This is a genomic window from uncultured Clostridium sp. (genome assembly GCF_910588715.1).
Lineage (GTDB): Bacteria > Bacillota > Clostridia > Clostridiales > Clostridiaceae > Clostridium.
The window spans coordinates 430,260-442,836 of sequence record NZ_CAJURG010000001.1 but is presented as its reverse complement, the minus strand read 5'-3'; the positions used below and the strand labels follow the sequence as shown (position 1 = coordinate 442,836).

12 protein-coding genes are annotated in these 12,577 nt (G+C 28.4%); 10 read left to right on the top strand and 2 right to left on the bottom strand.

Features of this window, described 5'->3' with window-relative positions; translation table 11 throughout:
• The first annotated feature begins 32 nt into the window (after positions 1–32).
• The 7 genes from QZ321_RS02185 (at position 33) to QZ321_RS02155 (ending at position 8,175) form a co-directional block, all read left to right on the top strand.
• Positions 33–2,216: a bifunctional (p)ppGpp synthetase/guanosine-3',5'-bis(diphosphate) 3'-pyrophosphohydrolase gene (locus QZ321_RS02185; protein ID WP_291748703.1), complete on the top strand. Its 2,184-nt coding sequence runs from the start codon at positions 33–35 to the stop codon at positions 2,214–2,216.
• 59 nt (positions 2,217–2,275) lie between these two features.
• Positions 2,276–2,725, top strand: coding sequence for a D-aminoacyl-tRNA deacylase (dtd, locus tag QZ321_RS02180; protein WP_291748700.1), 450 nt, complete (start codon positions 2,276–2,278; stop codon positions 2,723–2,725).
• Positions 2,726–2,751: 26 nt separating this feature from the next.
• Positions 2,752–3,369, top strand: a complete 618-nt coding sequence (locus tag QZ321_RS02175; RefSeq protein WP_291748698.1) for an MBL fold metallo-hydrolase — start codon at positions 2,752–2,754, stop codon at positions 3,367–3,369.
• Between the two features lie 14 nt (positions 3,370–3,383).
• Positions 3,384–4,817 (top strand): coproporphyrinogen III oxidase, encoded by a 1,434-nt coding sequence (locus tag QZ321_RS02170; RefSeq protein WP_291748694.1) that lies wholly within the window; start codon positions 3,384–3,386, stop codon positions 4,815–4,817.
• A gap of 4 nt (positions 4,818–4,821) precedes the next feature.
• Positions 4,822–6,069, top strand: coding sequence for a histidine--tRNA ligase (gene hisS / locus QZ321_RS02165; RefSeq protein ID WP_291748692.1), 1,248 nt, complete (start codon positions 4,822–4,824; stop codon positions 6,067–6,069).
• A 20-nt stretch (positions 6,070–6,089) separates the two neighbouring features.
• On the top strand, positions 6,090–7,877 hold the full coding sequence (gene aspS / locus QZ321_RS02160; protein WP_291748689.1) for an aspartate--tRNA ligase: 1,788 nt from the start codon (positions 6,090–6,092) through the stop codon (positions 7,875–7,877).
• Positions 7,878–8,028: 151 nt separating this feature from the next.
• Positions 8,029–8,175, top strand: a complete 147-nt coding sequence (locus QZ321_RS02155) for a hypothetical protein (RefSeq protein WP_291740629.1) — start codon at positions 8,029–8,031, stop codon at positions 8,173–8,175.
• 47 nt (positions 8,176–8,222) lie between these two features.
• Here the strand turns inward: QZ321_RS02155 and QZ321_RS02150 are convergent, their stop codons facing one another.
• Positions 8,223–8,681, bottom strand: coding sequence for a threonine/serine exporter family protein (locus tag QZ321_RS02150; protein WP_291740631.1), 459 nt, complete (start codon positions 8,679–8,681; stop codon positions 8,223–8,225).
• 1 nt (position 8,682) lies between these two features.
• Complete coding sequence (locus QZ321_RS02145) at positions 8,683–9,441, bottom strand: threonine/serine exporter family protein (RefSeq protein WP_291748686.1); 759 nt, start codon at positions 9,439–9,441, stop codon at positions 8,683–8,685.
• 151 nt (positions 9,442–9,592) lie between these two features.
• On the opposite strand from QZ321_RS02145, the gene glyA reads away from it, so the two are divergent.
• The 3 genes from glyA to QZ321_RS02130 all read left to right on the top strand — a co-directional run bounded on the left by glyA (position 9,593) and on the right by QZ321_RS02130 (position 12,556).
• Positions 9,593–10,828: a serine hydroxymethyltransferase gene (glyA, locus tag QZ321_RS02140; RefSeq protein ID WP_291740635.1), complete on the top strand. Its 1,236-nt coding sequence runs from the start codon at positions 9,593–9,595 to the stop codon at positions 10,826–10,828.
• A gap of 92 nt (positions 10,829–10,920) precedes the next feature.
• Complete coding sequence (locus QZ321_RS02135; protein ID WP_291748684.1) at positions 10,921–11,679, top strand: exodeoxyribonuclease III; 759 nt, start codon at positions 10,921–10,923, stop codon at positions 11,677–11,679.
• 160 nt (positions 11,680–11,839) lie between these two features.
• Positions 11,840–12,556 carry a carbonic anhydrase gene (locus tag QZ321_RS02130; protein WP_291740639.1) on the top strand — a complete coding sequence of 239 codons (717 nt, stop codon included), beginning with the start codon at positions 11,840–11,842 and terminating at the stop codon, positions 12,554–12,556.
• Positions 12,557–12,577: the final 21 nt, after the last annotated feature.

Below are 12,577 nucleotides of genomic sequence, written 5' to 3'. Positions count from 1 at the left end.
TAATATTAGAAATTCTTAAAGGGAGGATTTGAATGGTTGAGGTATTGATACAAAAAATAAAGGAAAATTGTACAAATGTTGATTTAAATGTTGTAAACAAGGCTTTTGACTTAGCTTCAGAAGCTCATAAGGAACAAAAAAGAGAATCTGGAGAACCCTATATAATTCACCCTATTGATGTATCTATAATTTTAGCTGAATTAGGAATGGATACAAGTACTATAGTTGCAGGTTTACTACATGATGTTATAGAGGATACTGAATACACTTATGAAGATATTAAAAAGATTTTTAATGAGGAAATAGCCAATTTAGTTAGTGGAGTTACCAAAATTACTAAAATGGAGTATAAATCTAAAGAAGAGCAACAGGCAGATAATTTTAGAAAAATGTTACTAGCTATGGCTAATGATATAAGAGTAATTATAATTAAACTAGCAGATCGATTACATAATATGCGAACATTGAAATATATGCCTAAGGAAAAGCAAAAGAGAATATCTAAAGAAACTTTAGATATATATGCACCTTTAGCACATAGATTAGGGATTTCTAAGGTAAAATGGGAATTAGAGGATTTATGTTTTAGATATTTACATGAGAAGGAATATTATGATTTAGTAAATCAAATAGCTGAAAAAAGAGTAGAGAGAGAAACTTACATTGCAAAAACAATTGAAGAGTTATATGAAAAGCTTGAAGAAGCTGGAATAGATTCAGATATAGATGGTAGGCCTAAGCATTTTTATAGCATTTACAGAAAAATGGTTACTAAAAATAAAAGTATAGAACAAATATTTGACTTAACTGCTATAAGAATACTTGTTAATTCAGTTAAAGATTGCTATGAAGTATTAGGTATAGTTCATACTATTTACAAGCCAATACCAGGAAGATTTAAAGATTATATTGCAATGCCAAAACCAAATATGTATCAATCTTTGCATACAACTGTTATAGGGCCACAAGGGAAAACTTTTGAAATACAAATAAGAACTTTTGAAATGCATAAGACAGCAGAATATGGTATTGCTGCCCATTGGAAATATAAAGAGGGAGATACTTCAGACAGTAAAGAAAAAAGCTTTGAAAATAAATTAGTTTGGCTTAGAGATATGCTTGAATGGCAAAAAGAAGCATCAGATGCAGAAGAATTTATGGAAGGGTTTAAAATTAATCTTTTTACAGATGAAATCTTCTTATTTACTCCAAAGGGTGTTGTTATAGATTTACCAAATGGAGCAACACCAATAGATTTTGCTTATAGAATACATACAGATATAGGTAATAAGTGTGTTGGAGCTAAGGTTAATGGTAAAATAGTTCCACTTGATTATAAGCTTAAAACAGGTCAAATAGTTGAGATTTTAACATCGAATAATTCTAAGGGACCTAATATGGATTGGCTTAATATTGCTAAAAGTAATCAAGCTAAAAGTAAAATAAGAGCATGGTTTAAGAAAGCTAAAAAAGAAGAAAATATTACTAAGGGAAAAGAATCTTTTGAAAAAGAAATAAAAAAACAAGGGGTTCACTATGCAGATATTGCTAAGGGCGAAACTTATGAAAAGTTTGTAAAAAGATATAATATAAATTCTATGGAGGATTTATATGCTTTAATAGGACTTGGAGTTATAGTAGCATCTTCATTTATTTCTAAATTAAAGGAAGAAAGTTTATCTAAAGACGAAAAGGTTAAAGAAGAAAATTTAAATAAGGCTATTGAAGAAAATATATTAAAAAATGAAAAAAGAAAAAAAGAAAATAACTTTGGAGTTACAGTTAAAGGTGAAGATAATTTAATGGTTAGATTTGCTAAGTGTTGTAATCCAGTTCCAGGTGATGATGTTTTAGGATATATAACAAAAGGGCGTGGAGTTTCTATTCATAGAAAAGATTGTAGTAATTTACAAGCTTTAATTGAAGAAGATTCTCATAAAGTTGTTGATGTATCTTGGGGAACAGCTAAGGGTGTAGCTTATATGGCTGAAATTCAAGTTAAGGCAGAGGATAGAGCGGGAATGCTTTCAGATATAATGAATGTTATAATGGAAAGTAAGTTATCTCTTAATGCATTAAATGCAAAAAGTGCTAAAAGTAATTTGGCATATGTAAATATAAAGGTTAAAATAGATACAATAGAACAATTAAAGGAATTAATGAAGAAAATAAGAAGATTAACTGGTGTTATGGATGTTTATAGAATGAATAATTAAAGTTAGTTTAAGATATTTAATTAAAATTTTATAATTTACTTAAATAAGGATGATTAAAAATGAGAGCGGTAGTACAGAGAGTAACATATTCTAGTGTGGAAGTTAATGGTGAAATTGTGGGAGAAATTAACAATGGATTTAATGTGCTTTTAGGAATTTCAAAAGATGATACCGAAGAAGATATGAAGTATATTAAAGAAAAAATAATTAATCTTAGAGTATTTAGTGGTGAAAATGATAAAATGAATTTATCTTTACTTGATATTAAAGGCGAATTATTGTTAATTTCTCAATTTACATTATATGGTGATGTTAGAAAGGGAAGAAGACCAAACTTTATGAATGCTTTAGGTGGAGAAGAAGCCAAAAGGTTTTATGATAAGTTTATTGAAATGATGAAAGAAACAGGTTTAAAGATTGAAACAGGAATTTTTGGTGCTGATATGAAAGTTGATATTAAAAATGATGGACCTGTTACAATACTGTTAGATAGCAGCAAACAGTTTTAAATAAAATAGTAAATGAGGTGGAGTTATTGATAATAAAAACATATCCTATAGGAATTTATGATGAAAATATTTATGTTTTAGTAGATGAAAAATCAAATGATGCTTTTATTGTAGATCCAGGTGGAAATGGTGATTTATTAATTAAAAATATCGAAGCTTTAGGATGTAATATTAAATATATTTTATTAACTCATGGACATTTTGACCATGTAGAAGCATTAAATGAGGTAGTAGAAAAATTTAAAGCTCCAATATATATTAATGAAAATGAAGTTAATTTTATGAAAACAGATAAAACTGTTTTTGGAAATCCTCCAAAGGAATATAATCTTATTAAAGATGGAGATGTTTTGCCTTTTGGAGATGATTTTATAAAATGTATTCATACTCCAGGACATACTAAAGGTGGAATGTGTTATTTATATAAAGATGTTATATTTACTGGAGATACTTTATTTAAAGGCTCAGTAGGTAGAAGTGATTTTGTTGGTGGAGATTTTAATGAATTAATAAATTCTATAAAAACTAAATTAATGATTTTAGATAATGATATAAAAATATATCCAGGGCATATGGAATCATCAAACATTGGATACGAAAGAATGAGAAATCCTTTCTTACAAGATGAGTTTGATATTTTTTAATAAAAGGAGAAATCATGGAAATAAAAATTAAATTAAACAATATGAAGTATAGATATGATGTATATCAAATGTTTAATATTTATTTTCCATTAGATGAAATTAAATTTTTAGATGATGGAGATTATATTGTTAATATTTTAGATAATAAATTAGAATTTCTTTATAATGAGTATCATAAAGAAAGTTTAATATCTGAAAATATTAAAGAGAATATTAAAAGATTAGTATTTTCTTCATTAAAAGATATTACAAAAGAAGAATATCCATGGGGAATTCTAGTTGGTATTAGACCCTCTAAAATTGCGCTTAAGTATTTAGAAGAAGGAAAAACAGAAGAAGAAATTATAGATATCTTTAAGAAAAATCATTTAGCAGTGGAAGAAAAGGCTAAGCTTTGTATAGAAATTGCTAAAGCAGAAGTAAATTTTGTAAATAATAATTCTAAAAATATTGCTATTTATATTGGGATGGCTTTTTGTCCTACAAGATGTTTTTACTGTTCCTTTGCTGCTAATCCAATAATGGGAAATAAGAAGTTAGTAAGTCCTTATTTAGAAGCATTAATATACGAAATTAGGGAAATGAAAAAATATATTAATGAAAGAAAATTAAATATTGAAACTGTATATTTTGGGGGAGGTACACCTACAGCAATAAGTAATGAGGAATTTGAAGTTGTTATGGAAGAAGCATATAATGCTTTTGTTAAAGGTAAAGGAGTAAAGGAATTTACAGTAGAGTGTGGAAGGCCAGATAGCATTACAAAAGAAAAGCTTGAAACAATGAAAAAGTTTAATGTAACAAGAATTAGTATAAATCCTCAAACTATGAATGATGAAACATTAAAAATTATAGGAAGAGGGCATAATTCTAATGATGTAATAGAAAAGTTTAACTTAGCAAGAAGTATGGGATTTAATGATATAAATATGGATATGATTATAGGTCTTCCAGGAGAAGGAATAAACGAAGTTCTTCGCACAAAGGAAGAAATATTAAAATTACACCCAGATAGTTTAACTGTTCATGGATTATCATTGAAGAGAGCTTCAATTCTTTATGAAAACTTTATACTTAAAAAGGGAATTCAAGTTAAAAAACAAGCTGAGTTAGCTGATATGTATGAAGAAAGTAGAAGTTTAGCAAAAAGTTTAGGATTGCATCCATATTATATGTATCGTCAAAAAAATATGGTTGGAAATATGGAGAACTTAGGTTATTCTAGAAAAGGTGCAGAATGTATTTATAATATTCAAATGATAGAAGATAAGCAAACTATTATTGCTTTAGGCGCAGATGCAGTTTCTAAAGTTGTTTTTTTAGAAGAAGGTAGAATAGAAAGATTTGCAAATATCAAAGATGTTAGAGAATACTGCAATAGAATAGAAGAAATGGTAGAGGGAAAGAAAAAATTATTAGATACCCTTTACTTAGGTAAGGAGGAATAATTAAATGGAAATGCAAGCTCCAAAGGGCACTAAAGATATGCTACCACAGGATGCGTATAAATGGCATTTTGTTGAAAAAGTATTTAGAGATGTAGCAAAATATTATGGGATGAGAGAAATTAGAACTCCTATCTTTGAACATACTGAATTATTTGCAAGAGGTGTTGGAGATACCACTGATATAGTTCAAAAGGAAATGTATACTTTTAATGATAAGGGTAATAGAAGTATTACATTAAAACCAGAAGGAACAGCAGGAGCAGGGAGAGCATTTATAGAAAGTAGATTATTTAATGAAGCACAACCAACGAAACTTTATTACATAACTCCTTGTTTTAGATATGAAAATGTTCAAAAGGGTAGATTTAGACAATTCCATCAATTTGGAACAGAAGTATATGGTTCAAAAGAGCCATCTATGGATGCAGAGGTAATTGCATTAGCAATGCAAGTTTTAAAAACTTTAGGATTACAAAGTTTAAGTTTAAATATAAATAATTTAGGTTGTCCTAAATGTAGACCTAATTATAATGAAGCATTAAAAAATTATTTAAAAGAAAATTATGAAAATTTATGTCCTTTATGTAAATCAAGATTTGAAAAAAACCCAATGAGAATTTTAGATTGCAAGGAAAGAAAGTGTAAAGAAATAACTAAAAATGCTCCAATAATACTTGATTATATGTGTGAAGAATGTGAAACTCACTTTGAGTTAGTTAAAAAGTATTTAACAGCATTAAATATTCCATTTACAGTTGACCCAGGAATAGTAAGAGGTTTAGATTATTATACTAAAACAATATTTGAAATCTTAAATGATGAATTTACTGTTTGTGGCGGTGGAAGATATGATAAGCTTATGGAAGAGTTAGGCGGACCTGAAATGCCAGCTGTTGGATTTGGTATGGGAATTGAAAGACTTATCATGATATTAGAAAAAGAAGGTATAGAAATTCCAAAAGACTCTCTTTTTGATTTATATATTGGTGCTAGAGGTGATGAAGCTAAGTTTGAAGCTTTTACTTTAGCTAATAAATTAAGAGAAGCAGGAATAAAAACAGAAGTAAATCATATGGGAAGAAGCGTAAAAGCTGAAATGAAATATGCTAATAAAATTGGTGCGTTATTTACAACAATTTTAGGTGATGACGAACTTCAAAATAAATCAATAAAGCTTAAGAGAATGAGCGATGGAGAAGTATTTGAGGTAAGTTTAGATAATATACAAGAAATAGCTAATGCTATTAAATAGTTAGGAGGAAAAAATACACTATGGGTGAGGCTTTAAATGGATTAAAAAGAACCATGATGTGTGGTGAACCGAGAGAAGTAAACGTAGGAGAAAAAATAACTCTTATGGGATGGGTTCAAAGAAATAGAAAATTAGGAGGTCTTCAATTTATAGACCTTAGAGATAGAACTGGAATTATGCAAATAGTTTTTGGTGAAGAAATTAATGCAGAAAGCTTTGAAAAAGCTAAAGCAGTAAGACCAGAATATTGTATAGCTGTAACTGGAGAAGTTGTTTTAAGAGAAGCTCCAAACGCTGCTATGGAAACTGGAATAGTAGAATTAAAATGTGAAAGCATAAAAGTTTTATCAGAATCAGAAACTCCACCAATATATATTAAAGAAGGATTAGATGCAGCAGAAAATATAAGATTAAAATATAGATATTTAGATCTTAGAAGACCAGATATGCAAAAAATCTTTATGATAAGAAATAGAGCTACAAAAGCCGTTAGAGATTACCTTGATAATAATGGATTTTTAGAAATAGAAACTCCAATATTAAATAAGAGTACTCCAGAGGGAGCAAGAGATTATTTAGTTCCATCAAGAAATTATCCAGGAATGTTTTATGCACTTCCACAATCACCTCAAATATTTAAGCAATTATTAATGGTATCAGGATTTGATAAATATTATCAAGTTGCTAAATGTTTTAGAGATGAAGATTTAAGAGCTAACAGACAACCTGAGTTTACTCAAATTGACTTAGAAATGAGCTTTGTTGAGCAAGATGATGTAATGGCTTTAAATGAAGGATTAATTGCTCATGTATTTAAAGAAGTTTTAGGTTATGAAGTTAAGCTTCCAATTAAAAGAATGCCTTTTAAAGAAGCTATGGAAAAGTATGGTTCAGATAAACCAGATTTAAGATTTGGTATGGAAATTACAGATATTACTGATTGTGTTAAAGATATAGACTTTGTAGTATTTAAATCTGCTTTAGAAATTGGCGGAAGTGTTAGAGCTTTATGCTTAAAAGGTGGTGCTGATTTAGGAAGAAAACCACTAGATAAGTTAGTTGATTTTGTTAAGGGATATAAAGCCAAAGGTCTTGCTTGGATTCAACTTAAAGAAGATGGAGTTAAATCTTCAATTGCTAAATTCTTAACTGATGATGTAACTGAAAATATAATTAAGACAGTGGGAGCTAAAACTGGAGATGCAATACTTATAGTTGCAGATAAAAATTCTGTAGTATTCCAAAGTTTAGGAGCATTAAGATTAGAACTTGCTAAACAATTTGATTTAATAAAAGATAAAAATGAATTTAACTTTACATGGATTACAGAATTCCCATTATTTGAATATAATGAAGAAGAAGATAGATACCATGCTGCTCATCATCCTTTTACATCTCCAATGGATGAAGATTTAGATATGCTTGAATCTAATCCAGGTGCTGTAAGATCTAAAGCGTATGACTTAGTATTAAATGGTGAAGAGTTAGGTGGAGGTTCTATAAGAATACATGATTCTGCACTTCAAACAAGAATGTTTAAAGCTTTAGGATTTACTGAAGAATCAGCTTATGAAAGATTTGGATTTTTAATTGATGCATTTAAGTTTGGTCCACCACCACATGGAGGATTAGCTTTTGGGCTTGATAGAATGGTAATGTTTTTAGCTGGAACTGAAAACATAAAAGATGTTATAGCGTTCCCTAAAAATCAAAATGCTTACTGTTATTTAAGTGAAGCACCAAATGTTGTAGATCAAAAACAAATTGATGAATTAGGCTTAATAGTAAAACCACAGGATAAAGAATAAAAAGTTTAAAAAGCCAGCTAATTGCTGGCTTTTTTATGTATATTATATTAGTCATTTCAAATTATAAGAATATTTAACAGGATAAAAAGGAGCATTTTGATTAAAATAACATTGTAAGTACTCTATACATATTTATTAGGGAGGAGTCACTATGAAAAACAAAATGATGAAAAAAATGAATAAAAAAATGCATAAGGCAAAAATGAAAAGTGGACTTATAATGGAAATGGCAGAAGATTTAAAAGACTTAGTTGAAAATGCTAAATTATATAAGAAATTAAAAAATAAGATGAAATAGTATAAAAAATAATCTCAACAGTTTATGTTGAGATTATTTTTTATGTATTATTTTTGAGCAAATTTTTTCATTTCCTTTTTCCTTTTAGCACTAAGGATTAATCTTGTAAGTGTTGAAACAAACAAAACCCCTAAGGCTAATGTACCAGCACTAGCTAGTGTATTAAGTCCCAGTTCTAAAGATTTAGATATATTACCTAAAACTGCTTCACGCATAGTATAATACATTCCACTACCAGGAACTAATGGAATTAAAGCACAAACAACAAACGTTGTAACAGGTGTTTTAAAAATTCTTGCAAGTACTTCACTATATACACTGAAAATAACTGAAGAAATAAATAATGAAGAAATTTCTGATAATCCCATTTCAAGTGGTAATGAATAAAAAAACCAACTTATAGCTCCACCTAATGCAGCAAAAAATATTTTTTTACCACGAATATTAAAAGCTATACAAAATCCAAATGTTGCAAAAAAAGATACAAGTGTAACCCAAATAATCATTTTAAATTCCCCCAATATTTGATATCCAGAAGCTTAATACTGCACCAGTACCTACAGCAATAGATATAGCAACCAAAAATGCTTCAGCGGCTCTTATAACTCCAGATAATAAATCACCTGAAATTGTATCTCTAATAGCATTAGTAATAGCTAATCCGGGTACTAATAACATTATAGAACCTATAATAGTTTGATTTACTTGACTTGCAATCCCAAGTTTATAAAGAATTATAGCTAAAAGTGCGGATATGCCGCTACATATACTATTTATAAAAAATGAGTTTATTCCAATTTCAGACCATTTTATAGTTATGTATTTAATTATTAGTCCAATTAAAAAGGCAGAGAAAACATCCTTAAATGTTCCTCCAAATAGGACTGAGAATGAGCCAGCCCCTAAAGCAGAAAAAATTATAATAACATAAGTTGGATAAATATCTTCCTTATTTATTTTAATCAGTTCTTTTTTAAAATCATTAACAGATAAATTTTTAGATAATATACTTCTAGATAAATCATTTACTTTATCAATTTTATCTAAATTAACAGTTCTATTAGAAACACGACGTGTTAATGAGTATATTTTATTTTCATGGCAAATTGAAGCCATAATTCCTGTTGGAGTAGCAAAACTTTCAGCTTCTTCAGCACCGTATATTTTGCAAATTCTCCAAATTGTTTCCTCTACTCTATAAGTTTCTCCTCCATTTTCTAAAATCATTTGTCCAGCAAGCATTGCAACTTGAAGTATTTCATTCATAATACAAAACTCCTATAATTTTTAAATTTTTTTAGTATTATACCATAAGAATTTATAAAAATGTACATATATATAGATTTATATTAAAAAGTAGTTGAATTAATTTATATTTATATATATAATTTTATAAAAAGATAATTGGGGTGATTAAATGGATTTTATAAATGTAATGAAAGAAGACAGAGAAATTTTTGATTTAATGGAGGAAGAGCTAAAAAGACAAAGAGAGGGGATTGAACTTATTGCTTCAGAAAATTTTGCATCAAAAGCAGTAATGGAAGCTATGGGTTCTCATTTAACTAATAAGTATGCAGAGGGTTATCCAAGTAAGCGTTATTATGGTGGATGCGAAATAGTTGATAATATTGAAGAAATTGCTAGAAATAGAGCTAAAAAGCTTTTTGGAGCTGAACATGCTAATGTACAGCCACATTCAGGGTCTCAAGCAAATATGGCAGTATATTTTACAATATTAGAACCAGGTGATACAGTTCTTGGAATGGATTTAAGTCATGGAGGTCATTTAACTCATGGTTCACCAGTAAACTTTTCTGGAAAGTTATTTAACTTTGTATCTTATGGAGTTGATAGTGAAACAGAAGAAATTAATTATGATAATGTAAGAGAACTTGCGTTAAAACATAAACCTAAATTAATTGTAGCTGGAGCAAGTGCATATTCAAGAATTATAGATTTTAAGAAATTTAGAGATATTTGTGATGAAGTTGGAGCATACTTCATGGTAGATATGGCACATATAGCAGGATTAGTTGCAGCTGGAGAACATCCATCACCAGTTCCTTATGCTGATTTTGTAACTTCAACAACTCATAAAACATTAAGAGGGCCAAGAGGTGGATTAATTCTTTGTAAAGAAAAGTATGCAAAGGAATTAGATAAAAATATATTCCCAGGTATGCAAGGTGGGCCACTTATGCATGTAATTGCAGCAAAAGCAGTATGCTTTAAAGAAGCATTAGAACCTAGTTTTAAGGAGTATATGAAAAATGTAGTTTTAAACTGCAAAGTTTTAGGAGATGAATTAGTTAAGTCTGGATTTAAGTTAGTTTCTAACGGGACAGATAATCATTTAATTCTTGTAGATTTAACTAATAAAGATATTACAGGAAAAGAAGCAGAAAACATTCTTGATTCTATTGGAATTACTGTTAATAAAAATACAGTTCCAAATGAAACTAGAAGTCCTTTTGTTACGTCTGGAATTAGAATAGGAACAGCAGCAGTTACAACAAGGGGATTTGATGTTGAAGCTATGAAGGAAATAGCAAGTATAATAAATGAAGCTATAGATAATAAAGATTCAAATTTAGAAATATTAAGAGATAGAGTAAAATCACTTTGTTCTAAATACCCATTATATAATTAAAATTTAAGAGGTAAGAGAGAAAAGTTAAAAATTAATTTTGACTTTTCACTCTTACTTTTTAAATTTAATTTTGTAATTAAAGGAGAAGAAAAATGAAATTAATATCATGGAATGTAAATGGAATAAGGGCTTGTGTACAAAAAGGGTTTTTAGATTTTTTTAAAGAAATTGATGCAGATATTTTTTGTATTCAAGAAAGTAAATGTCAAGAAGGGCAAATAAGTCTTGAACTTGAAGGATACAATCAGTATTGGAATTATGCTGAGAAAAAAGGTTATAGTGGTACAGCTATATTCACTAAAAAGAAACCGTTGTCGGTTAATTATGGAATAGGTATTGAAGAACATGATAAAGAAGGAAGAGTAATTACATTGGAGTTTGAAGACTTTTTTATGATTACAGTTTATACTCCAAATTCACAAAATGAACTAGCAAGACTAGATTATAGAATGAGCTGGGAAGATGATTTTAGAAAATATTTAAAATCATTAGAAGAAAATAAGGCAGTAATAGTATGTGGAGACTTAAATGTTGCACATAAAGAAATTGATTTAAAAAATCCAAAGACAAATAGAAAGAATGCTGGATTTACAGATGAAGAAAGAGAGAAATTTACTAAATTATTAGATTCTGGATTTATAGATAGTTTTAGATATTTTTATCCAGATTTAAAAGGTGTATATTCTTGGTGGTCATATAGATTTAACTCAAGAAAAAATAATGCTGGATGGAGAATAGATTATTTTATAGTTTCTAAAGAATTAGAGAGTAGATTAAAAGAGGCTAAAATACATACTGAAGTTTTAGGTTCAGATCATTGTCCAGTTGAGTTAGTTATATCTGAAAAATAAAAGTAGAGTTGTATTGCAATTAAATTATTTAATTTAAGTTGTAATGCAACTTTTTTATTTATAAGCAAATGAATATCTTATTGAATTTTTGCGAATATTATATTTAATAAACATAATTGAAATAAGTTTAATTATGTAAAAAAATAATGGAGGAAATATTATGAAGAGAAAATTAATAGCAATGCTTATTGTTAGTTCAATGTTTTTAGTTGGATGTGGAGATAGTACTACAAATAATACAACAAATAAAACTGTAAATAACACACCTAATGGCAGTGTAACTGAATTTGTAGTAATTGATACTGCAGTATCATCAGCTGATGAAGCTTTACAAATATTAAAAGATGGGAATGCTAGATTTGTTACTGACACATCAATATTAAGAAATGTAAATAAAGAAAGAAGAGATTCACTTAAAGATGGTCAAAATCCATATGCAGTAATTGTGTCTTGTTCAGATTCTAGAGTAACTCCTACTACTGTCTTTAATGCAGGACTTGGAGAAATATTTGATGTAAGAATTGCAGGAAATGTTGTAGATGATGATGCTTTAGGATCTATAGAGTATGCAGTAGAACATTTAAACACACCATTAGTGGTTGTTATGGGTCATCAAAGCTGTGGTGCTGTAACAGCAACATATAATGAGGTTGTTAAAAATGAAAAAGTAGAAGGAAATATGGAATCATTTGTTGAAAAAATATCCCCAAGTGTAAATAAAAATGGAACAGTAGATGATGCGATCCATAATAATATAGATGCTGTAGTAAGGGAAATATCACAAGATGATATTGTTAAACACTTAATAGAACAAGGAAAAGTAAAGGTTGTTGGAGCTTATTATAGTTTAGATGGAAATGTAAAATTTAATGAATAGAATTGAATAAAATAATATAGA